This window comes from Pantoea sp. SGAir0184 (assembly GCF_043544755.1).
The window spans coordinates 1,682,656-1,706,668 of record NZ_CP028050.1; the positions used below are offsets into that span (position 1 = coordinate 1,682,656).

Annotated in this window: 23 protein-coding genes; 8 read left to right on the forward strand and 15 right to left on the reverse strand. The window is 55.6% G+C overall.

What is annotated here, in order from left to right; translation table 11 throughout:
• Nucleotides 1-28 precede the first annotated feature (28 nt).
• A complete protein-coding gene (locus C1N60_RS07715) occupies nucleotides 29-940 on the reverse strand; it encodes a ketopantoate reductase family protein (protein ID WP_058771100.1) in 912 nt (303 codons plus the stop codon).
• A 211-nt stretch (nucleotides 941-1,151) separates the two neighbouring features.
• Between C1N60_RS07715 and fusA the strand changes: the two genes are divergently transcribed.
• Nucleotides 1,152-3,251, forward strand: coding sequence for an elongation factor G (gene fusA / locus C1N60_RS07720; protein ID WP_238561825.1), 2,100 nt, complete (start codon nucleotides 1,152-1,154; stop codon nucleotides 3,249-3,251).
• Nucleotides 3,252-3,290: 39 nt separating this feature from the next.
• Here fusA and C1N60_RS07725 read toward each other — a convergent pair whose 3' ends face one another.
• Together C1N60_RS07725 and C1N60_RS07730 are read right to left on the reverse strand one after the other, a co-directional pair.
• Nucleotides 3,291-4,076, reverse strand: coding sequence for a phosphate/phosphite/phosphonate ABC transporter substrate-binding protein (locus C1N60_RS07725; RefSeq protein ID WP_245001405.1), 786 nt, complete (start codon nucleotides 4,074-4,076; stop codon nucleotides 3,291-3,293).
• Nucleotides 3,973-5,040, reverse strand: coding sequence for a fatty acid desaturase (locus C1N60_RS07730; RefSeq protein WP_031280076.1), 1,068 nt, complete (start codon nucleotides 5,038-5,040; stop codon nucleotides 3,973-3,975). Before C1N60_RS07730 ends, C1N60_RS07725 begins: the two co-directional genes overlap by 104 nt.
• 217 nt (nucleotides 5,041-5,257) lie before the next feature.
• Between C1N60_RS07730 and C1N60_RS07735 the strand changes: the two genes are divergently transcribed.
• The 4 genes from C1N60_RS07735 (at nucleotide 5,258) to C1N60_RS07750 (ending at nucleotide 8,950) form a co-directional block, all read left to right on the forward strand.
• Nucleotides 5,258-6,280: an LLM class flavin-dependent oxidoreductase gene (locus C1N60_RS07735; RefSeq protein WP_021509376.1), complete on the forward strand. Its 1,023-nt coding sequence runs from the start codon at nucleotides 5,258-5,260 to the stop codon at nucleotides 6,278-6,280.
• A 120-nt stretch (nucleotides 6,281-6,400) separates the two neighbouring features.
• Entirely contained in the window at nucleotides 6,401-6,589 is a 189-nt protein-coding gene (locus C1N60_RS07740; protein WP_141495245.1) for a type II toxin-antitoxin system HicA family toxin, read from the forward strand.
• An 18-nt stretch (nucleotides 6,590-6,607) separates the two neighbouring features.
• A complete protein-coding gene (locus tag C1N60_RS07745; protein ID WP_394521612.1) occupies nucleotides 6,608-7,024 on the forward strand; it encodes a type II toxin-antitoxin system HicB family antitoxin in 417 nt (138 codons plus the stop codon).
• A gap of 303 nt (nucleotides 7,025-7,327) precedes the next feature.
• Complete coding sequence (locus C1N60_RS07750) at nucleotides 7,328-8,950, forward strand: AlbA family DNA-binding domain-containing protein (protein WP_394521613.1); 1,623 nt, start codon at nucleotides 7,328-7,330, stop codon at nucleotides 8,948-8,950.
• 75 nt (nucleotides 8,951-9,025) lie between these two features.
• Here the strand turns inward: C1N60_RS07750 and C1N60_RS07755 are convergent, their stop codons facing one another.
• From C1N60_RS07755 to C1N60_RS07765, 3 genes are all read right to left on the reverse strand, one after another.
• Nucleotides 9,026-9,853: a glycosyltransferase family 8 protein gene (locus C1N60_RS07755; RefSeq protein ID WP_394521614.1), complete on the reverse strand. Its 828-nt coding sequence runs from the start codon at nucleotides 9,851-9,853 to the stop codon at nucleotides 9,026-9,028.
• 28 nt (nucleotides 9,854-9,881) lie between these two features.
• Nucleotides 9,882-11,264, reverse strand: coding sequence for a D-arabinono-1,4-lactone oxidase (locus C1N60_RS07760; protein WP_211727415.1), 1,383 nt, complete (start codon nucleotides 11,262-11,264; stop codon nucleotides 9,882-9,884).
• Nucleotides 11,265-11,342: 78 nt separating this feature from the next.
• Nucleotides 11,343-11,984, reverse strand: a complete 642-nt coding sequence (locus tag C1N60_RS07765; protein ID WP_021509768.1) for a TetR family transcriptional regulator — start codon at nucleotides 11,982-11,984, stop codon at nucleotides 11,343-11,345.
• Between the two features lie 212 nt (nucleotides 11,985-12,196).
• Between C1N60_RS07765 and C1N60_RS07770 the strand changes: the two genes are divergently transcribed.
• From C1N60_RS07770 to C1N60_RS07780, 3 genes are read left to right on the forward strand one after another with little or no spacing between them, the layout of a single operon-like run.
• A complete protein-coding gene (locus C1N60_RS07770) occupies nucleotides 12,197-13,024 on the forward strand; it encodes a MetQ/NlpA family ABC transporter substrate-binding protein (protein ID WP_088518052.1) in 828 nt (275 codons plus the stop codon).
• A gap of 11 nt (nucleotides 13,025-13,035) precedes the next feature.
• Nucleotides 13,036-14,160, forward strand: coding sequence for a methionine ABC transporter ATP-binding protein (locus C1N60_RS07775; RefSeq protein WP_394521615.1), 1,125 nt, complete (start codon nucleotides 13,036-13,038; stop codon nucleotides 14,158-14,160).
• On the forward strand, nucleotides 14,141-14,797 hold the full coding sequence (locus C1N60_RS07780) for a methionine ABC transporter permease (RefSeq protein WP_088518053.1): 657 nt from the start codon (nucleotides 14,141-14,143) through the stop codon (nucleotides 14,795-14,797). Before C1N60_RS07775 ends, C1N60_RS07780 begins: the two co-directional genes overlap by 20 nt.
• Nucleotides 14,798-14,971: 174 nt before the next feature.
• Here the strand turns inward: C1N60_RS07780 and C1N60_RS07785 are convergent, their stop codons facing one another.
• The 9 genes from C1N60_RS07785 to C1N60_RS07825 form a co-directional block, all read right to left on the reverse strand.
• Nucleotides 14,972-16,243 (reverse strand): TonB-dependent receptor, encoded by a 1,272-nt coding sequence (locus C1N60_RS07785; protein ID WP_346302972.1) that lies wholly within the window; start codon nucleotides 16,241-16,243, stop codon nucleotides 14,972-14,974.
• A gap of 104 nt (nucleotides 16,244-16,347) precedes the next feature.
• A complete protein-coding gene (locus tag C1N60_RS07790; RefSeq protein ID WP_088518055.1) occupies nucleotides 16,348-17,736 on the reverse strand; it encodes an FAD-binding oxidoreductase in 1,389 nt (462 codons plus the stop codon).
• A 57-nt stretch (nucleotides 17,737-17,793) separates the two neighbouring features.
• Nucleotides 17,794-18,591 carry an ABC transporter permease gene (locus C1N60_RS07795; protein ID WP_104189730.1) on the reverse strand — a complete coding sequence of 266 codons (798 nt, stop codon included), beginning with the start codon at nucleotides 18,589-18,591 and terminating at the stop codon, nucleotides 17,794-17,796.
• Nucleotides 18,588-19,418, reverse strand: coding sequence for an ABC transporter ATP-binding protein (locus C1N60_RS07800; RefSeq protein ID WP_104189732.1), 831 nt, complete (start codon nucleotides 19,416-19,418; stop codon nucleotides 18,588-18,590). Before C1N60_RS07800 ends, C1N60_RS07795 begins: the two co-directional genes overlap by 4 nt.
• Complete coding sequence (locus C1N60_RS07805; protein WP_088518058.1) at nucleotides 19,415-20,386, reverse strand: ABC transporter substrate-binding protein; 972 nt, start codon at nucleotides 20,384-20,386, stop codon at nucleotides 19,415-19,417. Before C1N60_RS07805 ends, C1N60_RS07800 begins: the two co-directional genes overlap by 4 nt.
• A gap of 13 nt (nucleotides 20,387-20,399) precedes the next feature.
• Nucleotides 20,400-21,278, reverse strand: coding sequence for a creatininase family protein (locus C1N60_RS07810; RefSeq protein WP_394521616.1), 879 nt, complete (start codon nucleotides 21,276-21,278; stop codon nucleotides 20,400-20,402).
• A gap of 14 nt (nucleotides 21,279-21,292) precedes the next feature.
• Nucleotides 21,293-21,748 carry a RidA family protein gene (locus C1N60_RS07815; protein WP_021509778.1) on the reverse strand — a complete coding sequence of 152 codons (456 nt, stop codon included), beginning with the start codon at nucleotides 21,746-21,748 and terminating at the stop codon, nucleotides 21,293-21,295.
• Nucleotides 21,738-22,934, reverse strand: coding sequence for an amidohydrolase family protein (locus tag C1N60_RS07820; RefSeq protein ID WP_166711551.1), 1,197 nt, complete (start codon nucleotides 22,932-22,934; stop codon nucleotides 21,738-21,740). Before C1N60_RS07820 ends, C1N60_RS07815 begins: the two co-directional genes overlap by 11 nt.
• A complete protein-coding gene (locus C1N60_RS07825) occupies nucleotides 22,931-23,881 on the reverse strand; it encodes a PDR/VanB family oxidoreductase (protein WP_394521617.1) in 951 nt (316 codons plus the stop codon). The genes C1N60_RS07820 and C1N60_RS07825 overlap by 4 nt, the downstream gene beginning before the upstream one ends.
• Between the last annotated feature and the right edge of the window lie 132 nt (nucleotides 23,882-24,013).

Below are 24,013 nucleotides of genomic sequence, written 5' to 3' on the forward strand. Positions count from 1 at the left end.
GCGCACCTGGCGCTACGCACCGGACTTATCACCGCGTCTGCAAATACACCTGTAAATTCACATACACCGCGTTCAGCAGCGGCGTTGCCACCGCATGGCGCGCGCCGCGCACCAGCAAATCGCCGATGATCTGATCGGCTTCGATATCGTAGCCCTGGGTTAAATCGCGGTACATGGATGAGGTCATCGCTGCCTCAGGATTGTTCAGCGTCTCATAAATCTTCGCCGTCACGGCCGGACGCTGTTGGTAGCCATCGGCGGTGATCACCGCCAGCACCTCGGCGAAAATGCCCTGTAACAGCGCTTCACCACCGGCTGAACGCAGGATGTGCTGCGTATTGCCGCGCGCCACACAACACACGGCACCCAGCGTGCTCAGCAGCAGCCACTTCTCCCACAGCTCACTGATAATGTTATCGGCGAACACGCTATCAAATTGCGCATCACGCAGCGCGGCATCCACGCGCGCCAGACGGGCATCGTTGTTGCCGTCCAGCGCGCCGTAGTAAAGCACGTGCAGCGGCGACAGCTGCATCACTTCGCCGTGCTCGCCCAGCGTGGCGTGAATCTTACACAGCCCGCCAATCACCTTGTCACCGAAACGTGCGCGCAGCGTATCAATGTGACGCATACCATTGAGGATCGGCATGATCAGCGTCTGCGCGCCAACCGCCGGGGCGATATCTTCCATCGCCTGTTCCAGCGCAAAGCTTTTCACCGTCAGGATAATCAGATCGTAATCACCGGTCAGCGTCGAGGCCAGCGCCAGCTGCGGTTGCAGCACCGTGCTGCCCTCCGGCGTTTGCAGCACCAGTCCAGTCTGTTGCAGCTGCTGCTGGCGGCGCTCGCGCACCAGAAAGGTCACATCACGGCCGGCCTGCGCCAGGCGCGCGCCAAAGTACCCGCCGGTGGCACCGGCTCCCACAATCAGAATACGCATGGACTGTTTTCCCGTTAGGCATGAAAGCCTTACCTTAAAGCGCTGCGCGTCACTGCGCCACACCGCAAATGCGGAAAACCGTGACAATCTTAGCGATGAGCAAAAAAAGCTCAAACTGTTCGTATTCATTCGTACAATGGGTTTATGCTGGGGCACAGCGGCGGGCAATGGTGCCTGCCGGTTTTTTTCGTCAACAGACTAAGGACGCATCATGCCCCGACCCCTCCCCATCGAACGTTATCGCAACATCGGCATCTCCGCGCACATCGATGCCGGTAAAACCACCACCACTGAGCGCATCCTGTTTTACACCGGAATGAGCCACAAGCTGGGTGAAGTGCACGATGGCGCGGCAACCACCGACTGGATGGCGCAGGAGCAGGAGCGCGGCATTACCATCACCTCGGCGGCGGTCAGCTGCTACTGGCCGGGCATGGACGGCAGCTTCACGCCGCACCGTATCAACATCATTGATACGCCCGGACACGTTGACTTCACCATTGAAGTGGAACGCTCAATGCGCGTGCTGGATGGTGCCGTGATGGTGTACGACGCGGTCGGTGGCGTTCAGCCGCAGTCAGAAACCGTGTGGCGGCAGGCGAATAAATACCACGTGCCGCGCATTGCGTTCGTCAACAAGATGGACCGCCAGGGCGCGGACTTTTTCCGCGTGGTGCAGATGATGAAAGATCGCCTGCAGGCGCATCCGGTGCCGATTGTCATTCCCATCGGCGCTGAAGAGCAGTTCAGCGGGGTCATCGATCTCAACAAAATGCGCGCCATCTACTGGGACGACGCCAGCCAGGGCATGAGCTTTAGCTATGCGCCGATTCCGGACGCGCTGCAGGCGCAGGCGGCGGAGTGGCGGGAAAACATGGTGGCAGCAGCGGCAGAAGCCAGCGAAGCGCTGATGGATCGCTATCTGGAGCAGGGCGATCTCAGTGAAGACGAGGTGATTGCCGGGCTGCGGCAGCGCACGCTGGCGGGCGAAATCCAGCCGATGCTGTGCGGCAGCGCGTTTAAAAACAAAGGGGTGCAGCGCATGCTCGATGCGGTCATCGAACTGATGCCTTCGCCGCTCGACGTGCCACCGGTCGCCGGCATCAACGAGCGCGGCGAACACGACGAACGCCATGCTGACGATGAGGAACCTTTCTCGGCGCTGGCGTTCAAGCTGATGAGCGATCCTTATGTCGGTCAGCTGACCTTTGTGCGCGTCTATTCTGGCGTGCTGCGCAAGGGTGACAGCGTGTGGAACGCGGTAAAAGGGCGTAAAGAGCGCATTGGCCGCATCGTGCAGATGCAGGCGAACGATCGCATTGAGATCGATGAAATCCGCGCCGGCGATATTGCCGCCTGCGTCGGGCTGAAAGAGGTCACCACCGGCGAAACGCTGTGCGATCCCAATGCGGTGATCACGCTGGAGCGCATGGAGTTTCCCGATCCGGTGATTTCGCTGTCGATTGAGCCAAAGACCAAAGGCGATCAGGAAAAAATGGGGCTGGCGCTGCAGCGGCTGGCGGCAGAGGATCCGTCGTTCCGGCTGCACACCGATGAGGAGTCCGGTCAGACCATCATCTCCGGCATGGGTGAACTGCATCTGGAGATCATCGTCGACCGTCTGAAACGCGAGTTTGGCGTGGAAGCCAATATTGGCCGGCCGCAGGTAACCTACCGCGAAACCATCCGCAAAACGGTGCGCGAGGTGGAAGGGAAATTCGTGCGTCAGTCAGGCGGTAAGGGCCAGTATGGTCACGTGGTGCTGACGCTCGAGCCGCAGGCGGCCGGAAGCGGTTTCGCCTTTGAAGACGCGACCAAAGGCGGCGTGGTGCCGCGCGAATTCATTCCTTCGGTGGAGAAGGGCATTCGCGAAGCGCTCAACAGCGGCGTGCTGGCCGGTTATCCGGTGGTCGACATCAAAGCCACGCTGACGTTTGGCTCTTATCACGACGTTGACTCGTCCGAGATGGCGTTCCGCATGGCGGCGATCTTTGGCTTCAAAGCGGCAGCGAAGCAGGCTAATCCGGTGATACTTGAGCCGGTGATGCAGGTGGAAGTGGAGACGCCGGAAGAGTATGCCGGCGGCGTGATGGGCGATTTGTCATCCCGGCGCGGCACGCTGCAGGGCATGGACGAGCGTTTCGGCGCGCGCATTATCCGTGCTGAAGTGCCGCTGGCCGAGATGTTTGGCTACGCCACCACGCTACGCTCAATGTCGCAGGGTCGCGCCACGTACAGCATGGAGTTTGCCCACTACGCCGAAGCACCGCGTAACGTCGCGGAGGCGATTATCGCGGCTCGTGCACAGTAAGCTTGCTGGCGGCAGGGATGTCGCCGGTTAGTGCTTAATTTACAGCGCCGTCACGCCCAGCGCGGCGGCGTCATCTTCCCAGCGTTTAACCTCGTCAAACCAGTCGCGCTGCGGTACAGAAAAGCCCGCCAGCAGGTTGGCCTTCATCACATCCTTGTAGTCCTCCACATTGGCCAGCTCAAATAGCGTGCTGCGCAGCTTTTCCAGCAACAGACTGTCGGTTTTCGCCGAGGTTATCAGCGGCAGCGCGGCACACAGCGGGGTTTCACCGATAATGGCTAAGCCCTGCAGCTCCTGCGGCCGGTATTTGCGCAGCAGCGCCCAGGTGATGCAATCAATCGCGGCGAGGTCGGCCTGTCCGGCGCGCAGCGCGGCAAGCGACTGGCGGTGGCTGCCGCTGAACCGGGTAGTGGCGAAGAATTTGCCGTCCTGGGCCAGCGGCGCGACCACGTAGCGCAGCGAATTGTATCCGGAGTGTGAGTCATTGCTGTTGCACACTGCGCGACGGTCGCGGAAATCGGCGAGGCTCAGGTTCTCATCTTCCTGCCGTGCCACCAGCCAGCTGCGATAGCGCAGGTCATGGCAGCCAGGCGCATTGGACTGAAACGTGCCCACCAGTTGCACGTCAGGCAATAGCGCGACCAGCGGATAGCCGCAGGTCTGACTCAGCAGCAGATTGTCATCACGCCAGTGTGGCAGCAGGTCGTCGTGCCACTGCACCTCAGCCTGCACGCCGCGCTTCGCCAGCAGCCGCGTCAGCACTGAGGTCATGGCCAGCGTGCTCGGGTGGTCGATGTCGTACATCGGTAAAGAGATGATGTGCATTCTGTGCGTCCTTGTGGTGTCCCGGGTGGGCGTTAACGTCGATCGGCTGACGCCAGAAGCGCTTCATCCATTCGCCGTAACCGGCAACGCGAAAACCCTGATTACGCTGATAGTAGCCGTCGCGGTAGAGCAAATAGACTTTGCGCAGACCGTACCAGGGTAAACCGGGCAGATCGTGATGTACAGAATGATAGTTGAGATTCAGGAACAGCAGGCGCCACGGCCAGGCCGCCTCGTTATTTACCGAGCGCGCCAGCGGCGCCTCATCGGCACGATGTTCGTAAAATGAGCGCACCTTGGTCAGCATCAGTGCCGGATAGCTCACCGCCAGCACCAGCCACAGCGGGGAAAAGCCGTGCAGGCTGAGCCAGTAAAACAGTCCGGCCAGCAGTAGCAGGTGCACCAGCCACATCATCATCGCCGGCACGTCGCGCTGCACCACGCTTTGCGTCAGCGCGCGCAGCGTGGCGAGGATATCCAGCAGCGGTCCCAGCAGCAGACGTCCCGGAAAGGTATTACGCAGATGGATAACGCGCTGTTGCCAGGGTTTGAGCCGAGCCCAGTGCGCCGGCGACAGATAATAGGTTTCCGGATCATCATGCGGATCGGTCAGGGTGTGGTTGCGGTGATGCGCCAGATGCGAATCCCGGTACAGACCATACGGATACCACACCGCCAGCGGCAGCGTGCCAAACAGCTGATTAAGGCGCGGCAGGCGCGTCGGATGGCCATGAATCAGCTCATGCTGCAGCGACAAATACCAGGTGGTGAACAGGATCAGCAGCAGCGTGGCGAGGGGCAGGCCCAGCGTTTGCCAGTACAGCACGCTGGCGAACCAGCCGCTATAAACGGTAATGATTAACAGCCAGGTCGGCAATTCGCTGCGCCAGAGCCAGCTGCGCGCCAGCTGGTGCACCACTTCACGCTGTTGCGCACTGAGGTAGGCGGAGGTTCCTTTGACCATGTTCATGTATTCAGTCAGCGAGACGGGAAAAGATGCGCTCACGATGCGCGATACGCGTGATAAACACAAAGACGGAAAATTGCTTTGTTATGCAAAAAAGTTGAAGAAGCGCGCGAAAACTATTGGCTATCAGTCCTCTTCGCACAGGCGTAACCTTACCTCATCGAATTCTGATTGATGACGCCGGCGCCGTTCTGGCCCGCGAGGAGCATTTAGCATGAAAAAAATTGGCTTTTTATCTTTCGGTCACTGGACCCCGTCACCACACTCGGCCACCCGTTCGGCGCAGGATGTGCTGCTGCAGTCGATTGACCTGGCGGTCGCCGCCGAAGAACTGGGTGCCGACGGTGCCTATTTCCGCGTACATCACTTTGCCCGCCAGCTGAGTTCACCGTTTCCGCTGCTGGCGGCGGTCGGTGCCAAAACCAGCCGCATTGAGATTGGTACCGGTGTGATCGACATGCGTTACGAAAATCCGCTGTATATGGCGGAAGACGCCGGGGCAGCGGACCTGATCGCCAACGGCCGTTTGCAGCTCGGCCTGAGCCGTGGCTCGCCGGAGCAGGTGATTGAAGGCTATCGGTACTTTGGCTTCAATCCGCGCGAAGGGGAAACCGATGCGGATATGGGACGTCGTCACACCGAAGAGCTGCTGGAAGTGCTGCGCGGCGAAGGGTTTGCCAAACCCAATCCGCAGCCGATGTTCCCGAATCCACCTGGACTGCTGCGCCTCGAGCCGTATTCCGAAGGCCTGCGCGAGCGTATCTGGTGGGGCTCCGGCTCGAACGCCACATCGATCTGGGCGGCCCAGCTGGGGATGAATTTGCAGAGTTCGACGCTCAAGGATGACGAGACCGGCGAACCGTTCCATGTGCAGCAGGCGAAGCAGATTCGCGCCTATAAAGAAGCCTGGCAGGCGGCAGGGCATCAGCGTGCGCCGCGCGTGTCGGTCAGCCGCAGTATTTTTGCCCTGATGAACGACACCGACCGCGCTTACTTTGGTCGCGGCGGACAGGAGCAGGATTCCGTCGGGTTCCTCGATGAGAAAACCCGCGCCATCTTTGGGCGTAGCTATGCCGCAGAGCCGGAGCAGCTGATCAAACAGCTGGCACAGGATGAAGCGATTGCGGAAGCCGATACCCTGTTGCTGACCATCCCTAATCAGCTTGGCGTGGATTATTGTGCGCACGTGATCGACAGCATTCTGACCCACGTCGCGCCAGAGCTCGGCTGGCGTTAAGCCACAGTGCGCAGGGAAGCGCACCATTATTGAAATTTAATAACCCCAATAACTCTGACCGTTGCATTTCAGGGTTATTGGGGTTATTTTATTGCTTTCAGGACGTAGCAGGACACGCGCATGGATAGCCGATCGCTAATGGCCGAAATCAAAGCCGACGGCTGGGAGCTGATACGAATTAACGGTAGCCACCATCATTTTGTCCATCCGACGAAAAAAGGCCTGGTCACGATACCGCATCCAAAAAAGGATTTGCCGATTAAAACGGTAAAAAGTATCAGAAAACAGGCCGGATTGACCGTCCATTAATTTGCAAGAGGCACACTTATGTTTTACCCCATCGCAATCGAAGCGGGAGATGAAACCACCGCGTACGGCGTTACGGTGCCAGATTTACCCGGCTGCTTTTCCGCGGGAGATACGCTGGAAGAGGCCGTAAAAAACGCCAAAGAGGCGATTACCGGTCATCTGGAGTTAATGGTTGAACTCGGCCAGGATATTCCGGCGGTCTCGGACCTTAAATCGCTGATGAAATCGGCGGAGTTTGCTGGTTACGTGTGGGTGCTGGTGGATGTTGATGTGACCCGGATTCTGGGCGGCTCGGAAAAAATCAATGTCACTTTGCCTAAGTTACTGATTGATCGCATCGACCGTTGCGTGGCGACGCATCCGGAATTTAAAACCCGTTCAGGGTTTCTGGCGCAGGTTGCGCTGGAGCGCATTGCTAAAAGTAATAAAAATTAATTTATTAATTTTTTTGGCTATAACAAAAAATTTGACCATTAAGCCTATTAGTGGATAATCCTTAAATATAATATTTTCTAACCCGCATGTTTGTGATTTTTTCAAATGCTATTCCTAATAAAGGAGTTGATAGAGATGGCTACAATGCAGCAAGAATTAACAGTACGCGGTGAACAAGTTGAGAGAATTTACATTAATTATGTGAATAAAAAATACATAGTTAATAGAAGGTATCAAAGGAAGCTTATTTAGACAATTGAGGAAAAGGAAAATTTCATTGATTCAATAATTAATGGATTTCCAGTGCCAATAATTCTTCTTGCTGATCAAAAAGGAAGTCAAGGGAGTTTGGTAGAAATAATAGATGGAATGCAGAGAATGGATGCAATAACATCTTTTATAAGTAATGATTTTCCTGTTGGAGGTTATTACTTTGATTTAAATACATTTGCTACTACAAAAGATCTTCTAGATAAAAATGAGCTTGTTCAAAAGCAACCAGTTATGAAAAGAGATGACTGTCTGACAATTTCAGCTTATCCAGTACCTCTTTCAATATATGAGTTTTCAGATGGTGAATCAGTCGATGAAGTATTTCGTAGAATTAATTCAGGTGGTAGGCAACTATCTCGGCAAGAATTAAGGGCCGCTGGTGCTATAAATTCTTTTGCTGATTGTGTCAGGGTTATTTCTTCGAGAGTTAGAGGTGATACTTCAAATAGCTCTTTGCTTCTGTTAAATGATATGAAAACCATAAGTATAACAAACAGGGATTTACATTATGGAATTAATGCAGACAATGTTTTTTGGGTGAAGAATGGCATACTTACTAAAGATCATCTAAGGCAAAGCCGTGATGAAGAACTAGTTGCTGATCTGTTAGCATATATGCTTTCCGACACTCCCGTATCTTCACGTACAGAATTATTTGATGATTACTATGGTGCTACGTATCCTTTACGTGGCGCTAATTTAGAACGCTTTGAAGAGATGGATCAGTCGATTAGAAGAAGAAATCCTGATTTAGTTGACTTAGATTACCAGCGTACGCATGATACGTTGATGTTATTATTGGCAGAAGCTGATACAACTTTTTCAAATCTGATTTATCCAGACGGCAATGCTAACCCTGTCCCTAGATATTTCCAGGCTGTATTCTTAGCTTTCCATGATTTAATTGTCAAGAAAGGAAAGGTTCTTGCTAATCGCGCAGGGGCAATTGCAGCATTAACTAATAAGGGCAAGTTGATTGCAATCCAGGAGGGAGGAAGATGGGGGGCTGAGAGTAGGGGGGCTGCCGTAAATTCTGTAGTTGGAATGATTCAGCAATATTTTGAAGATGACGCAAATCCTGATCCAGCTCAGGTGCATTGGGTCACTAAATTACAAAATTTATTAACAAATTCTAAAACCGAGCAAGCTGCCTATGACTTTAAACAAGGATTTCTTGAATTATCCAATAATCCTAAGTTCGATGAGGATTCTTTCACAAAGATACTTGAAACTTGTACTGCAATAGCAAATATCCAAAAAGGACACAAAGGATATGTCATAGTCGGAGTTTGTGATAACTCGGCAACTGCGTTGAGAATTGAAGAAATGTTTAACGTTACTCCAGTCGTTTTTAATGGATTCAATATTACTGGAGTTGAGCATGAAGCATTGCATCTCAATAAAAATCTTGATCAACTCTTCCACTTAATAACTGATAAAATAAAGAATTCCGAGATATCCGAACCATTAAAATCATATATAAATAGCCATTTGAAGTGCGTAAGATATTATGATAAAACAATTTTCGTGTTTGAGGTTGTTGGTCAGGATAAACCATCGCATTTCAATAAAAAATATTTTGAGCGTAACGGAACTAAAGTTATTGAAGCAGATTTTGAGAATTATGCTTCGTTGTTTTCTAGGTTTAGCTAATAGTTAGTGTTCTCATGTTTTAATAACCAAGCGCTTTAAAGGCTTGGTTATTAAAACTCTAAATATAAAAATCGATTAATCTGCGCCCAATTCCCACCACAGCTTATCCAGCGCGTAATAACGGTCGCGCTGCGCCTCTGGCTGGTTCAGATCGCGCTTCCACGGTTTGGCGAGAATGTAGTGCAGATTCTTCACCTCATCGTCATGCCATAAGCCGGCATGCTGGAACGGCAGGGTTTTCAGCGCGTTATAAATGTACGGCAGCGGCAGCCAGCGTCCGGCAAACACTTCATTGAGCAAATCCTGTTCGGAGAACGGATAGCGGCGCAGGTCGTCAATCTCAGCCACTTTCTGGTGCAGCCAGTCGAATACCGCTTGATCCGGTTGCAGCACCAGAAAGCCGCCGTTGAGATAGTTATCAAGATCGGCGGGCGGTGTCTCACCGCGCGCCTGCCAGGTGTAGTGACAATGCTCCGGCTGCCAGCTGTCGGGATAGCTGGCGATTTGATTCGGGTTGCAGCGGCAGGCGTGACAGGCCGCCAGCGCATGCTTGCCGAGGTCAAGCGTAAACAGCTCATCCATGTTGCGCAGCACCAGCATATCGGCATCAAGAAACACCACGCGCTCGCAGCCGGTCAGCTCCCAGGCGCGCAGCTTGCTCCACACTTCACCAAACTGTGCCGAGGCATAATGCTGCTCCAGCGCGGCGTCCGGCATCAGCGGCTGGACCGGATGGATCACGCAGCCCAGCGCCTGTAATGCTTCGCGCATGTTCAGGTCGATGGCATCGGTGACCATCACAATCAGCGGCCAGCGCGTTTCGCTGCGTTTGAGTGAGCGATGCAGCGCTTTCACCCCGACATAATATTCCGGCTGCGTTAACAGCGTTACCCAGGCGTACATAGCTTCTCCCCATCAAAATCAATCAAACTCAATCAAACAAAGCCGTGACATAGTCATTGCTAAAGCGGTGCGTCGGATCCAGCTGTTCACGCACTGCACGAAACGCATCCCACTGCGGATAGATGGCGCGCCACTGATAGCGCTGCGGATCGTAATATTTACCCCAGTGCGGACGTCCGCCTTCTGCCGCCAGCAATTTTTCCACTTCGGTGAGGAAATGCAGTCCGTCCTGCGACAGCGAGCCGTCATCCGCGTAATACACCACGAAACCAAAAAAGCAGGTCGGCTGCTGATGCGCCGGGCTCATCCACGCCTGAGAAGCGCCGGTGCAGCGCAGGATGATGGGATAGTGCATGTGCGGACGATTCTGTGCGTACCAGGCTTTGATCTTGCTGATAATTTCCGGCGTTTTGGCCAGCGGCACGCCAATCTCGACGTTGATCTGCGGTACGGCGATGCCACGACAAAACAGCTGGTAAATATCGCCGCTGATGTCGGTGAAATCACGGAAGCGGGTGACGGTACGGAACTGTTTGCCGCCTTTGCCGTGAATCTGCGTGTCGCGATGCATGTGTTCCAGCGTCTGATCAATGGTGTCGTTGAGGCTGCTGTCGGCCTGATCGCCGTGCTCAATCACTTCGCGCTGATGGTCGTACCACGCCTGGCTGTCTTCCGCACTGGCGACATCGGCGTTCCAGACATGCATCAGGTTGTCATCGACAAACCACCACGCTTTGCTGAGTTCGTGCTGCTCATTCCACGTCAGCAAATCCTGTTCCAGAGAATCGGCAGACGCGGCGAATTTATGGCAGGTAAACAGGCGAAATGGCTGAGTACGCAAGGTAATGGCGGTGACGATGCCGAGCGCGCCAAGCGACACCATTGCCGCCGGGAAATCGGCGTCGCCACGCTGAAACTCGCGCACGCTGCCATCGGCCAGCACCATGCGGATATGCAGCGCTTCGTCCGCCAGCGAACTCTGTGCCAGGCCCTGACCGTGGGTGCCGGTTGCCAGCGCACCGGCCAGCGTCTGCACCGCTATCACGCCGGGCGAGGAGGCGAGCATGCGATCCATCTTTGTCAGGCTGTCATACACCTGCTGCAGCGGCGTGCCCGCGGCAAACGTTACGCTCTCTTCATCCTGAGCGAGGATGCCGCGCAGCGCACTGAGATCCAGCAGCACGTCCTGCGGCTGTACGCACAGCATGCGACCGGGCGACAGACGGCTGCCGAGCACGCGCACTTTGCCGTGCGAGTCGCGCAACAGCTGTTGCAGCTCGGCTTCACTACGCGGCTGATGCAACTGCTGGCGCTGGCCAACTACCGAATTCTGCGCCCAGTTCCAGAGCGCAGGCGTGTCATCGGTATTTTGCGTGTTGCGTAACGGATAGAGGAGAGCATCTTTCTTCACTACAGCGTTCCTTAATCTGAGGTCTGTCACGGTCCCGGTTATTTGATCAAGCGTAGACCATCACAGCGAACCCGCAGATTACGGGGCTTTGCGGATATAGCGCAGCGTGGCCGTCACCGCCAGCTGACGGTTGCGGCGAATACTGTCCTCTTCACTGTCGTGGGGGGTAAACAGCGTGTGGAAGGTGTAGCGGTTGGAGACGTGATGCACACAAATACTGCTGAGCAGGCGGTGTACGTCCACGGTATCCAGGCCGTCGATAAAGATGCCCTGACGCTGGCCGCGAGACAGGATGTCATCCAGCAAATCGAGGGTACTTTTGTTCATCGCTTTGATGCGCTCCGACTGCATGATGTAACGCCCGCGCAGCAGGTTTTCTGTACACACCAGGCGCATAAAATCGGGATGCGTGACGTGATAGTCAAAACTGGCTTCCACCAGTTTGATCATCGCCTCTTCCGGCTCCAGCGTAGTAAGATTCAGGCCGGTTTCATGCTGGCGGATCGCCTGATACACCTGCTCCAGCACCTCAATATACAGCTTCTCTTTGTTGATGAAGTGATATACCACCATGCGCTTGGTGGTCTGTGCCAGTTCAGCAATCTGCTCCATTCGCGCGCCCTGCATACCGTATTCGGCGAAGGTTTGCAGCGCACCCGCGAGGATGCGTTTTTTCAACCCTTCCGGGTCATTTTTACGTTTGGGTGTGGTATCCGACATAGCGCTCAATAACGGTCAATCAAACAGGCATGGTAGCACAGCCGCCCGGGGCCTTTTGGCGCGATGAGCGGCGGCATGGCTTTATTCATTTCAGGAATAGCATTCCCGGATAAATCATAATGCTGGAATAAGCAACTGCGTATACTGCGCGTATCTGTCGATCACGGCAGCTTATTTTGACTCGCGTAATAATAACACTCAGGAAATAATTTATGCACACACGCTTTGTATCAGCCAAAAATAAATTGTTGTTAACCGTCGGCGCGTTACTGGTTGCCGGCAGCGTGGTCGCGCCGTTTTCAGTGGCGCAGGCGGCGGATAAAACCGCGGTGAAGGTCGGTATCATGAGCGGCGAGGACGAAGACGTCTGGCGTGAAGTAATAAAGCAGGCCGCCGCGAAAGGGCTGACGGTGAAAACCGTGATTTTCAATGATTATAATCAGCCCAACGAAGCGTTACAGAATGGTGAAGTGGATGCCAATGCCTTCCAGCATCAGCCGTTCCTGAATAATCAAATCAAGGTCAATCATTACGATATCGTGCGCGTCGGCGATACCGCCGTCTGGCCGATCGGTCTCTATTCGAAGAAAGTGAAAAGCGCCGCCGCTCTGAAAGACGGAGCGGTAATCGGCGTGCCTAACGATCCGTCGAACGAGGCGCGCGGTCTGGTGCTGCTGCAGCAACAGGGGCTGATCAAACTCAAACCGGGCGTCGGCATTGCCGCCACCACGGCCGACATCACTGATAATCCCCATCACCTGAAAATCAAAGAGCTGGATTCCGGCATCATTGGTCGCTCGGTGCCGGATCTTGATGCAGCAGTGGTCAATACCGACTGGGCGCTGAAAAGCGGTCTGACCGCGGCGGATCGTATCGCGCAGGAGCCGGTAAAAGACAATCCGTACAACAACTTTATCGCGGTGAAAAAAGAGAACGCCAGCGCCCCGTGGGTGAAAACCCTGGTGGCATCGTACCAGAACGATGCCGTCAAAACGGTGTTTGACAAGGTCTACAAAGGCACGGGCGAAACCGCCTGGTAAGGAACCCATCCATGACGCTATTTTCCGAGGCCACCGTGCCCCTGACCGCCGTGGCGCGCGGCGTGATCGATGAGGCAACAGTACGCGATCGCGTGGCGCAGCACAGCAACGTGGTGCGTTTACAGGGCGTGTCGCGCCGTTTCGGTCAGACACAGGCGCTGCGCAATGTCTCACTGACGGTGCAAAAAGGCGAAATCCTTGGCCTGATCGGGCGCAGCGGCGCCGGAAAATCGACGCTGATTCGCTGTCTCAACGGGCTGGAGCAGCCTGATGAAGGCGTAATCGAGATTGAAGGGCGGCGTATTACCGGTCTGTCGGAACAGCAGCTGCAGGCGGTGCGCAGTCGCGTCGGCATGGTGTTTCAGCACTTCAATCTGCTGTCGGCAAAAACCGTGGCGCAGAATGTGGCGCTGCCGCTGAAAATAGCTGGCATGGAAAAGGCGCAGCGCAACCAGCGCGTAGCGGAACTGCTGGCGCTGGTAGGGTTGAGCGACAAGGCCGGACACTATCCGGCGGCGCTCTCCGGTGGACAAAAACAGCGCGTCGGCATTGCCCGCGCGCTGGCTGCCAGCCCGGCGCTGCTGCTGTGTGATGAAGCCACGTCGGCGCTCGATCCGGAAACCACCCGCTCGATTCTCGCGCTGCTGAAATCGCTCAATCAGCAGCTTGGTATCACCATTCTGCTGATCACGCATGAGATGGAGGTGATTAAATCCGTGGCGCATCGCGTGGCCGTCATCGACGCCGGGGAGATTGTCGAGCAGGGCCCGGTGTGGCAGGTGTTCGCCCATCCGCAATCCGCGCTGACGCGCACGCTGCTGCGCGGGCTGCTGCCGCAGCTGCCGGAAAATCTCGCAGCGCGGCTCAGCGAACAGCGTGAAGGTGAGGCGATCTATAGCGTTCACTTTGCTGGCGTGGCGGCGCAGGGGGATTTGCTGACGCAGTTTGCCAGCGCTCTGTCGGGAAAATTTCGCCTGCTGCAGGGGGGGATCGACCACATTCAGCACTACGCGGTAGTGCGTTTCTTTATTGCGCTCCCGGCCGCCAACGCTGCCGATGAGTATCAGGTTCTCAGCTGGCTGCGTGCGCAGCAGGCACAGGTGGAGTTGGTCGGTTATGTCGCCAGTGATGATTGATTTACTGCTCAACGCGTTGGGTGAAACGCTGCTGATGACGGCGGTGGCCGGCCTGTTTTCGCTGCTGGCCGGATTACCGCTGGGACTGATTCTGGTGACCACCAGCCCCGGCGGCATTGCTGAAAACCGGAGCATCAATCGTCTGCTGGGCGTAGTGATCAACGGCTTTCGCTCGCTGCCGTTCATTATTCTGCTGGTGGCGCTGATTCCCTTTACCCGTCTGCTGGTCGGCACCTCCCTGGGCACCTGGGCCGCAATTGTGCCGTTATCGATCACCGCTACGCCGTATTTTGCCCGGGTAGCGGAAGTTTCACTGCGCGATGTCGATCGCGGGCTGATTGATGCGGTGCGTGCCATGGGCGCCAGCAAATTACGTATTGTCTGGGAGGTGCTGATTCCTGAAGCGCTGCCGGGCATTCTTTCCGGTTTTGTCGTCACGCTGGTGGCGCTGATCGGCGCCTCGGCAATGGCGGGTGCCATCGGGGCGGGCGGCCTGGGCGATCTGGCGATTCGCTACGGTTATCAGCGTTTTGACACTGCGGTGATGGTGGCGGTGATCGCCGTACTGATCGTGCTGGTGTGCGGTATCCAGTGGCTCGGCGATCGGCTGGTGCAGCGCATTGACAGGCGGCACTGAGAAAAACGTCTGCGCCAGTACGCTCTCCTGCAGACAAATGCTTCGCATCAGGCGCTGGCGGTGAATATTGTACAAAAACTCAACAGGCCCCTGTTAAAGGGGCCTATGGGTTAATCAGCAATTCATCCATCCTGGGCAGCAGGTAAAGACAGTTAATTCTGATGGAATGAATGATTAAAAGTCGTATTGCAAACTCAAACGATTCTGCCAGAAATGTGAATCGTACAGAGGCGATGTCTGCACGCCGGCAAAATCGGTCACGCTTAATCCTTTTAATACACCGCTAAACGCCCAGGTGAAATACACCAGATATTCCGACTGATTAATGCTGGCAGACTGTGCCGAGGGTTTTAAATCCATAAACGAATATTGTGTACCCAGAGAAAGATGCTCATTAAGCACGTAGTTCAGGTTGGTCATATATGCATTGCCACTGCCAAGATCCTGGGTACTGGTGAAAAACGGCTGGGCGAAATAGGGGCCCGATGAACTGTTGTGGGCATAAGGCACCACCAGTGAACCGTTACCCCAGCTATTGGGGCTGGCAGCAATATGGTCGTAGCCCAATTTCCAGTTCAATGCAGGGGTGAAACTCAGCGCGAGCTGAGCACCGTAAGAGGTGCTATTGACCTCTCCGGCCAGCGCTTTCCCTAAGCTGGTACCGCGAATAAACTGCAGAGCCACATCCGGCTGCAACAATGTATCCTGCCACTGCATATGACTTTCGCCATAGACAACGCGGGAATAATCAGCATATTCCTGATACCACACTTGTCCGGTAAGTTTTTTGTTATCCCACTGGGTGCCCTGTCCGCCACCAATCGCCCACATGCCGTTAGTGCGCTCATCGATATCCGAATAGGCCGTGGTATCCAGGAACTGATCGTCGCCCCAGGGCTTGTACCGCCAGACTTTGGTAGCATGCAAATACTGGGTGCTGTCGCCATAATTGGCATCAACGCCCCTGAAGAGTATCGGTGTAATACGCCAGTCATAGTCACCGACGAAGGGAATGTTAATGCGTTGATCGCCGGCAGTAATTTTAAAATCATCCTGTTGCCAGCTTAAATAAGCTTCCCCGATATTGGTCTGATTATCACCAATGTCGCTGATGGTATGCGCTTCATCCGGGTGATCAATCCCCCGCAAAAAGATGGCGCTCACGCCAGCGCGAAAACCATACGCGGGAGCCGTTTCATATTTCACACTGCCGCCGTAACTGGTGGTGTCCTGATTAAAGCCTTTGGAAAAATAGGCATTGTGTGTGGAGTAGTAGAGCGTACGTAAACTGCCGCTAACGGTACCGCAGGTGAATATATCGCTGAAGCTGTCTACACCGCTGGCATCGTAATGACAGTCGCTGATATTACTTTGTGTCGCAGCCAGTGTTGCTGGCGCGAAGGGGAAAAACAGCGCAAGTAAACCGACACGTTTTAGTGCTCTCATTGCATGATCCCTGAATAAACACACCCGTTGAGGAAAGCGTAACTATGCCAGCCGGGTGAGAGGATCACCCGGCGGTGAGTTATGCCGTAAATAAAAAGTGATGATCAATTAACGCCGGGAATATGTACCGCCGGCAAGGTTTCACGTACTTCCCAGCCACGTAGCTTGCCGGGGTTTAATAAGTTGTAAGGATCGCAGGCGGATTTTAGGGCAACCACATCAGGCCGCACCATACCTTGTTTGCCATCCTCAATATGAATGACATGCGGATTATTTATTTTCACATTATGGCTACGATAAATATCCATAATGGCGTTGAGCCGTTCCGGGCTGCTGTAACGGATTAATGGCAGGCCGCTACAGGTGAGCGCACCGTTCATGTCGCGCAGAAATTCAATATGTGACATCACCTCATCCGATAATTCAGCTTCCATTGCCAGCACCTGTTGATGGTAATTATCCACGGCATAAGCGGTTTGCAGGTAAGTCAGGGTTTTATCAACCTTCAATGCCTGCAGGGTGGTGTGGTTCCAGCAATATTCAATCAGGGAATGGCCGCTATTTTCCCCTTCGGCAAAGTGCAATGCATTACGGCCGTTGTGTTGTGCGAGGATGGCGGGCAGCAGGCCATCACTCTCGCTTCCCGTCACTGAAATGACACCGTGTTGAGCCCGAATCTGCGCCTCCGCTAAATCGCTGAAATAATCCAGCACCGGTGCGGCAAATACCGCGATTTGACGTTTAACAATGCCAGGTGAACGCGCCAGCGCATCGGCATAAGCCATCGCGGAGGGGAAATCGGCGAAGGTATCCAGGCGCTCTATCCAGTCGTGGCAGGGTGCCAGTGCCAACTCGATCTCCAGCACGATGCCATTGCTGCCGTAAGCATGATGCAACAGCAGGGCATCCGGTGCCTGCAACGTAATGATGCGCGGTGTCTCTTCCATCGTCATCATACGAATTGACAGCACGTTGCCTGGCGCGGCCAGCGGACCGTAGTTAATCGATCCTACTCCGCCAAAACCGCCGCCAAACAAACCACCCAGCGTGGCAAGTTTCCAGGTTGAGGGCATGCAACGCAGCTCCCAGCCATGCGGGCGGGTATGTGCTTCGAGATCGCCCAGACGAATGCCAGCCTGCGCGCGCACCGTACCGGTACCCATGGCGGTGACGCTGTTCAGGCGTGTCATGTCGACCATGACACCGCCCTCCAGCGGAATCAGCTGGCCGTAGTTGCCGGTGCCGCCCCCCCGGAGATTCAGTGGGATACGCGCTTTGGCACAGGCTGCCACAACGGCAAGCAGTTCGTTCTCATCGCGTGGACGAACAGCCAGCTCGGCGAACTTCTCTTCCAGCTGGTGTTTAAGCACCGGGCTAAACCAGTGAAAGTCACGTGACAGACGTTTTACTTTCGGCGCTTCTTTAATCCAGTCAAATTCCGGCAACGCCGCGACCAGCGCCGCCAGTGCAAACTGGCGATCGGGTTCAGACATGTATAGCTCCTGTCAGTCGAAGAGGTGATGGGCGGTTGATGATCCGCCCGTGTTGCATTAACTCGGGCTCAATTCGCTCTCATGCCATGCTGCCAGTACGCGGCGCGTGAGCCATGACATCAGTGCAAAGAGCAGGAAGCCGGCCAGGGAAATCAGTAACAATGCGGCAAACATCAACGGAATATTGAGTTGATAGCCAGCCTGCAGGATCTGATAGGCCAGCCCGGTATCCGTGCCGCCGGTGCCTGCAACAAATTCCGCGACCACTGCGCCAATCAGCGACAAGCCACTGGAGATGCGCAACGCACCAAAGAAATAGGGCAACGCCGATGGAATGCGCAGGCGTATTAAAATTTGCAGGCGCGATGCATGGTTGAGCCTGAAATAGCTCAGTAGCCCCGGAGACACGCTACGTAAACCTTGTGTGGTGTTTGAAATGATCGGGAACACTGCCATCAGAGTGGCGCACACCACCAGGGACAACGTGGTGTCTTTCACCCAAATAATGATCAGCGGCGCAATGGCGACAATCGGCGTTACCTGCAGAAAGACAATATAAGGAAATAACGCCGTCTCGATAAACCGATTCTGCACCAGTAAAAACGCAATGATGGAGCCAATAACCGTCGCCAGCACAAACGAGATCACCGTGATTTTCAGCGTGTAAAGTAAGGACATAAACAACGCCGGAAAGTTTTGCGCCAGGCTTTGCGCCACGACGAGTGGAGAAGGGACCAGAAAGGCGGGCACCTTAAACGCGGTGACCAGAAACTGCCACAGTAACAGCATGGCAATGGCGACCACCGCCGGAAACAGCCATTGTTGAAATTTACGGTTTGCTGCAAGCGGTTTCATGCTTTGCTCTCCTGACTGGCTGCGAGCAGGCCGCGCTGCAACAGCTGCGCATAATGGGTAAACGGCTGACTGACACGAAACGCATCATCACGCGGCAGGCTGGTTTCAATGCGAATATCATCAACAACGCGACCCGGTCGCGCGGCCATCATAATCACACGCTGCGACAGGAATACGGCTTCCTGAATCGAGTGGGTCACAAAAACTACTGTAAGCTTTTGCTCCTGCCACAAATCGAGCAGGTCGCTGTCCAGTTTGTTGCGGGTGATTTCGTCCAGCGCGCCAAAGGGCTCATCCATTAACAGCACCCGGGGACGCGTCACTAAACCACGGGCAATTGACACCCGCATCTGCATGCCACCGGAAAGCTCGCGTGGCAGTACATGACCAAACTGACCCAGGCCAACCAGTGCCAGAATCTCCCGCACCCGGGTGTCGGCTTCACCGCGTGGTACCCCCGCCAGATCCAACGGCAGGCGTACATTATTATGCACGCTGCTCCACGGCATCAGGGTGGCTTCCTGAAACACAAAGGAAAGCGGCAGATCGCGTTGATTCTCCCGACGATCGCGACGAAATAGCATCAGTTTGCCATCACTGGGTTCAATTAAGCCGGCAATCATTTTCAGTAAGGTACTTTTGCCACAGCCGGAAGGGCCGAGCAGTGAAACAAACTCGCCCTGGCGCACGGTCAGTTCCACCGGCAGCAGTGCCCGCGTCCCGTTGGGATAGATTTTCTCCGCGGAGAGCACCTCAATCGCCGGCGGCGCTGCAGGCCGTGGCTGGCTGTCCGGATTGATCGGCGTTATGTTGCTGGCGGTGTTCATGGCATGACCTTAACGTCTTTGATGAACTGCAGCGTGTAGCTACCCGCAAACGGCACTTTGGCCGGATCGATTAGCTTGTTATCCACCAGCAGCTGCCATGTCTGTTTTAGCCGTGGCTCGGTAATAATACCGATACCCGCCGTTTGCGCGTCGCCGCCCGTCACCATCTGGTATTTCTTCATCTGGGCAATACCGAAGGCGATCTGCTCCTCGCTCATCTGTGGATTCTCTTTCCTGATGAGGACGTTGCCAGCGCTCGGATCCTGCAGATAGTTTTTCCAGCCCTGCATTGAGGCTTTAACGAATGCGGCTACCGCCTGCGGACGTTTTTCAATGGTTGATTTCATGCACACAATGCTGTTGCCGTAGGGCGGGTAACCCCATTCGCTGATCGGGTAGACATTGGCTTGCGCATGGGCTTTCTGCACAGCAAAAGGTTCCGAGGTGATATAACCCTGCTGCACCAGCGTTTTGTCTGCGAGGAATGGCTGGATGCTGAACGTGTACGGGCGCACGCGCGCATTCTTCAGGCTGAGCGCACTCTGCGCCCACGGCCAGTAGGAGGTATAAGCTTCCGCCGCCAGCAGGAAGGTTTTACCCTGCAGATCCGCTTTATCTTTCACATCAGGATGGGTAAGAAAAGCAATTGCCGAGTGCTGGAACGTAGTGGCAACGGGCACGGCTTCAACACCCTGCTGCCAGGATTCAAGCGCCTGCATGTTATCGCTGATGATGCAGTCTGCCTGACCCGCCGCCATCAACTGCATGGTGTGAACCTGGGGACCACCCATTTTAATGGTGACGTCCAGCCCGGCATCTTTATACAGGTTCTGCGCCAGTGCCTGATAAAAACCGCCATGCTCTGCTTGCGCATACCAGTTGGTCATAAAGGTGAATTTCTCCGCCGCCATGCTCTGGGCCGACAGCGCCAGCGACAGTGCGGCAATCATGCTTAATTTTTTATTCATCGTGATCCCCCGGTTAGCGCGATGTTAAGAGTGATGCAGCGTCGTTGTGGTCTAATACTTTGCCCTGCCAGTGGCCTGTGCCCCATGCCGGTTCAGCGCGGGTTACCCAGCTCATTTGATGCATTTCGGTGATCACCTGTGCCCAACTTTCCGCCAGCGAATCCAGAATCGCCGCGCCTTGTTCGGGCGTCGACGGCAGTGGATCGCCAATCACGCCGCTGGGGCCGAAATCATAAGAAGCCCATGCCGCCATGGGTTTACTGGTCGAGAGTGTCGGGCAGGGGAAGGCAGGCGGATAATTCGCCACGGCTTTGCTCATCTGCACGGTGTCGGGGGCGAGTGCCAGCATCAGTGCGGTTTCCGCATGACCGGCATGCATCGCCATTTGGCGCTCTTTATCGTCCATAAAGCTTTCGGCGCAGTTAGGCACTTTGAAGGTGTCCTGCATAATGATGATCATGTCACCGTGGCGCAGACGCAGTTCGCGTGCGGCCATTTGCAGCGGCTGCGGCTGGCCGCCATGGCCATTCACCATGAGAAACTTGCGAAAACCGGCGCGATACAGCGATTCACCAATCTCCAGAATGGTATGTAATAAGGTTTCGCCGGTCAGCGTTAACGTGCCGGGAAAATGCAGGTGCTCATCGGATTTACCGTAGGTGATCGGCGGAATGGCGTACGCGGGGATGTCAGCGGGCAAACGTGCCAGCGCATGCCCGACCACGCCCGATGAAATCACGCTGTCCACGGCGCACGGCAGATGAGGGCCGTGCTGTTCAATCGCCCCGGTCGACAAAACGATTACCGTGTTGGCTTTATTATCCAGCGTGGCAATGTCGGTCCAGCTCAGATACGGCAAAAAGCGGTTTGCCGGGATATAACCATGCAACATACTGTTTCCTCGCGTTATTGTGGCAACCACGCCGTGGCTTCAACTTCGATTAATACGTCCGGGCTGGGCAACATTTCACTGACCTGCACCACCGTTGACACCGGCGGTTCATCCGGGAAGAACTGCCTGCGCACCCGGCTGTAGTGCGGGAAATGGTCCAGATTGCGGAAATACTGCACCAGTTTGAACACATCGCTCATCTGCCCACCGGCGCGTTCAACGGTGGTGCGGATGCTCTCCAGCACATACCAGCTCTGTGCCAGAATCGGGCCCTCTTTGAAATCGGTAGAGAATTCACCGCTGCGTCCCAGCAGCCGTTGCGCCGCGTCAGGGATATCGCTGTAACCGCGCACGATGGTGGCGGTTTGCGGGTTCACCGGAATAATGCCGGAGAGAAAAATAAAGTCGCCGACGCGTCGCCACGCCGCATATTTGGCCAGCGGTTTACCCGCGCCATCATCAAGCGTCATCTGTTTCGTCTCCATAACGCACACCCTGTTTGAGCCGATAGCGCTGGCGCTGGCGCAGCGGCCAGCTTGCCGCATCGGCAGACGGAAAAATCACCACATCGTTGTGATAAAGCGCATCGGGCTGGCAGATGAGCTGAGAGGCTTCATCAAAGGCAGAACCCAGCTGCAGGCTCAATACGCCGCTGAACAGGGTATCGAGCGGGTCATAACTGCCGAGGGGGCAGAAAGCGTCCTGCACGTTATCAGCGCCCAGCAGCAGTGAAAGCCCCCGCGCCTGCGCTTCTTTCACCAGCGTCAATCCGCGCTGACGCGGTGTGCGATCAGGCACCGCGTCCTGCAGCAGCAGGTTGGTCAGGGGCAGGGCGATCAGCGTCACGCGGTGCAGGGCCAGCCGGTCAAGAATTTGCAGGGCATCTTCCTGTTGAGACAGCGCACAGCTGTGGCTGCAGGTAATCTGGCCACTGAACGGATGTTGTTGCAGGTAGTTCGCCAGCCAGCGCATGCCCTGCGCATCGGCATTCAACTCTTCATCTATGTGCAGGTCGATATCGAGCTGCCACTGTTCGGCCGCGTGCAGCAGATTGGCGAAGGCGACTGCATCCCAGTTGCTGCTGTGGATGAAACCGCCGAGAAGCGCGCCCGGACCGCTGACGGCCACCTGGGCGGCAATATGCTGCGCATCATCCTGGCGGGCAAAAAAGCTCAGCGGGGCGAGCGCCACGCGTTCAATACGGCACAGCGGATGCTGTAACTCACCGATCACCTGCCACGCCAGCGGCGCTTCAGGGCTGAACCAGTCGACGTGGGTGCGCAATACACCTACGCCACTCCCCACCGCCCAGCGCAACGCCTGCTCAGCGCGCTGCTGCAAATCCTCACGGCTCCAGTGCACGCGATCCTGATGCATCGCGGAAATCGCAGCCAGTAAACCGGGCTGGCGTGCCGGGCTACGCTCAAAGGTGAACGTTTTATCCAGATGCGCATGCGGTTCGATCAGTGCGGGAAGCACCAGCGCGCCATTGAGCGGCAGATAATCGGCACATGCTCCTTCACAGGGCGCGAATTGCAGCCCGTCAGGGTGAAAATGTAACGTCGCCAGCTGCGGCTGATGGCCCTGCATCGGCCAGTTGTCTGGCAGCAGCCAGCGGGGTAAGCGTGCGCCGGTCGCGCCCGGATAGATTTTCATAAATCCAGCACCAGCAGCGGAGATCGCGCACGTGAGCAGCACAGCACGATGCAGTCATTCGCGGCACGCTCTTTCTGGCTTAACACCTCGTCACGGTGGTCGGGTTCACCCGCTAACACCCCGGTAATGCAGGCACCGCACATGCCCTGTTCGCAGGAGAGTTCGATGTCGATGCCTGCCGCTGCCAGCACCCCGGCAATGCTTTGCGTCTGCCCGACGTGAAAACGCGCGCCGGAAGAAGCAATCTCCACCTCGAAGCTGTCGCCTGCAGGGGGGATTGCCGCATCAGCATGGAAACGTTCGCTGTGCCATTGTTCTGGCTGCCAGCCCTGTTCCAGCGCCCGCTGCTGCAGATGTTGCATAAAGCCAGCCGGGCCGCAGGCTACCAGCGCGCTATTGGCTGATGTTTCCAGATCGTCAGGTATACGGGTGCGCAGGCTGTCACCTTCGCTGCTGTAGTGAATAACGACACGATCACCGAGTTGCGCCAGACGCGGTGCAAACGCCAGTTCATCATGACGTTTGAGGTAGAGATGCAGCGTAAACGCCGCCTGCCGCGCGGCCAGGGCTTCCGCCATCACCAGCAGCGGCGTGAGGCCAATACCGGCCGCAAAGAGTAAGGTGCGCGGTGCATCCGGCAGGGGAAAATGGTTGCGCGGTGCCGACAGGGTTAAGGTATCGCCGACATTCAGCTGTTGATGCAACCAGCGGGAACCGCCCGTCGAGGCGGGATCAAGACGCACGCAGATTTCATAGCCAGCCGCACTGGCTGGCGAACACAGGGAGTACTGGCGCACCCCGCCGGCTGGCAGATGGACATCAATGTGCGCGCCCGGTGTAAAAGGCGGTAGCGGTTGGTCGCTGGCACTCTCCAGCGTCAGTAACAGATTGCCAGCACCGTTGGACTGCTTTGCGATGACGGTGACAGCCAGGTGTGTTGATTTCATAATCAGCCTGTCTTTGCAGGGCTGTCATCAGCGTTAGCGCCGCGCATACCCTTGTCTTTATCATGGATGCGATTATTATTTTGCCGTTGTGTAAGCGTCCATCTGTTTAATTCGCATGATGCGTTGCAAAAA

Bases quoted from the DNA above. Each gene is read 5' to 3' on its own strand.
- C1N60_RS07715 (WP_058771100.1), bottom strand. From the start codon at position 940: ATGCGTATTCTGATTGTGGGAGCCGGTGCCACCGGCGGGTACTTTGGC.
- fusA (WP_238561825.1), top strand. From the start codon at position 1,152: ATGCCCCGACCCCTCCCCATCGAACGTTATCGCAACATCGGCATCTCC.
- C1N60_RS07725 (WP_245001405.1), bottom strand. From the start codon at position 4,076: ATGCACATCATCTCTTTACCGATGTACGACATCGACCACCCGAGCACG.
- C1N60_RS07730 (WP_031280076.1), bottom strand. From the start codon at position 5,040: ATGGTCAAAGGAACCTCCGCCTACCTCAGTGCGCAACAGCGTGAAGTG.
- C1N60_RS07735 (WP_021509376.1), top strand. From the start codon at position 5,258: ATGAAAAAAATTGGCTTTTTATCTTTCGGTCACTGGACCCCGTCACCA.
- C1N60_RS07740 (WP_141495245.1), top strand. From the start codon at position 6,401: ATGGATAGCCGATCGCTAATGGCCGAAATCAAAGCCGACGGCTGGGAG.
- C1N60_RS07745 (WP_394521612.1), top strand. From the start codon at position 6,608: ATGTTTTACCCCATCGCAATCGAAGCGGGAGATGAAACCACCGCGTAC.
- C1N60_RS07755 (WP_394521614.1), bottom strand. From the start codon at position 9,853: ATGTACGCCTGGGTAACGCTGTTAACGCAGCCGGAATATTATGTCGGG.
- C1N60_RS07765 (WP_021509768.1), bottom strand. From the start codon at position 11,984: ATGTCGGATACCACACCCAAACGTAAAAATGACCCGGAAGGGTTGAAA.
- C1N60_RS07770 (WP_088518052.1), top strand. From the start codon at position 12,197: ATGCACACACGCTTTGTATCAGCCAAAAATAAATTGTTGTTAACCGTC.
- C1N60_RS07775 (WP_394521615.1), top strand. From the start codon at position 13,036: ATGACGCTATTTTCCGAGGCCACCGTGCCCCTGACCGCCGTGGCGCGC.
- C1N60_RS07780 (WP_088518053.1), top strand. From the start codon at position 14,141: ATGTCGCCAGTGATGATTGATTTACTGCTCAACGCGTTGGGTGAAACG.
- C1N60_RS07785 (WP_346302972.1), bottom strand. From the start codon at position 16,243: ATGAGAGCACTAAAACGTGTCGGTTTACTTGCGCTGTTTTTCCCCTTC.
- C1N60_RS07790 (WP_088518055.1), bottom strand. From the start codon at position 17,736: ATGTCTGAACCCGATCGCCAGTTTGCACTGGCGGCGCTGGTCGCGGCG.
- C1N60_RS07795 (WP_104189730.1), bottom strand. From the start codon at position 18,591: ATGAAACCGCTTGCAGCAAACCGTAAATTTCAACAATGGCTGTTTCCG.
- C1N60_RS07800 (WP_104189732.1), bottom strand. From the start codon at position 19,418: ATGAACACCGCCAGCAACATAACGCCGATCAATCCGGACAGCCAGCCA.
- C1N60_RS07805 (WP_088518058.1), bottom strand. From the start codon at position 20,386: ATGAATAAAAAATTAAGCATGATTGCCGCACTGTCGCTGGCGCTGTCG.
- C1N60_RS07810 (WP_394521616.1), bottom strand. From the start codon at position 21,278: ATGTTGCATGGTTATATCCCGGCAAACCGCTTTTTGCCGTATCTGAGC.
- C1N60_RS07815 (WP_021509778.1), bottom strand. From the start codon at position 21,748: ATGACGCTTGATGATGGCGCGGGTAAACCGCTGGCCAAATATGCGGCG.
- C1N60_RS07820 (WP_166711551.1), bottom strand. From the start codon at position 22,934: ATGAAAATCTATCCGGGCGCGACCGGCGCACGCTTACCCCGCTGGCTG.
- C1N60_RS07825 (WP_394521617.1), bottom strand. From the start codon at position 23,881: ATGAAATCAACACACCTGGCTGTCACCGTCATCGCAAAGCAGTCCAAC.